General features: G+C 65.2%; 1 pseudogene. It reads right to left on the bottom strand.

What is annotated here, in order from left to right:
* A pseudogene (locus tag HP499_RS24680) lies at positions 1-739 on the bottom strand (pyruvate dehydrogenase (acetyl-transferring), homodimeric type); the annotation flags it as partial.

The following is a 739-nucleotide window of genomic DNA, read 5'->3' as shown; positions in this document are numbered from 1 at the left end:
CTTTCATGTAGTCCGAGACTGCGATGACTGGTCCGGTGGTGTTTGCGAGTTGTTCGGTGATGAACGGGGTGCGGGCGGGTTGGCCGGGGTTCAGGAAGGCGTGTTCTTCGGCGGCGAGTCCGTCGCGGCGGAGTTCGTTCCAGGAGGTCACGGACCAGACCTCGGCGGTGACTCCCCAGTCTTCGGCGAGGATCCGGGCGGCTTCCAGGGCCCAGGGTACGGAGACGCCGGAGGCGAGGATGTTCGCGGTGGGGCGGTTCCCTGCGTTGGTGCCGTCCGCGGTGGGGGCTTCGGCGAGGCGGTAGATGCCTTTGAGGAGCCCGTTGATGTCCAGGTTTTCCGGTTCCGCGGGTTGGGTGATGGGTTCGTTGTAGACGGTGAGGTAGTACATCACGTTCCGGTCTTCACCGGTGCCGTCAGTGTCGGGGCCGTACATTTCTTCGAGGCCGTGGCGGATGATGTGGCCGATTTCGTAGCCGTAGGCGGGGTCGTAGGTTTTCACGGCGGGGTTGGTGGAGGCCAGGATGGGGGAGTGTCCGTCGGCGTGTTGGAGTCCTTCGCCGGTGAGGGTGGTCCGTCCTGCGGTGGCGCCGATGATGAAGCCGCGGGTCATTTGGTCTGCTGCGGCCCAGAAGGAATCGCCGGTGCGTTGGAAGCCGAACATGGAGTAGAACACGTAGATCGGGACCAGGGGTTCGCCGTGGGTGGCGTAGGCGGTGCCGGCGGCGGTGAAGGCTGC

The sequence above is a fragment of the Paenarthrobacter sp. CM16 genome, assembly GCF_013179505.1.
GTDB lineage: Bacteria > Actinomycetota > Actinomycetes > Actinomycetales > Micrococcaceae > Arthrobacter.
The sequence above is the reverse complement of the archived record's forward strand: the minus strand, read 5'-3'. Positions and strand labels throughout refer to the sequence as shown.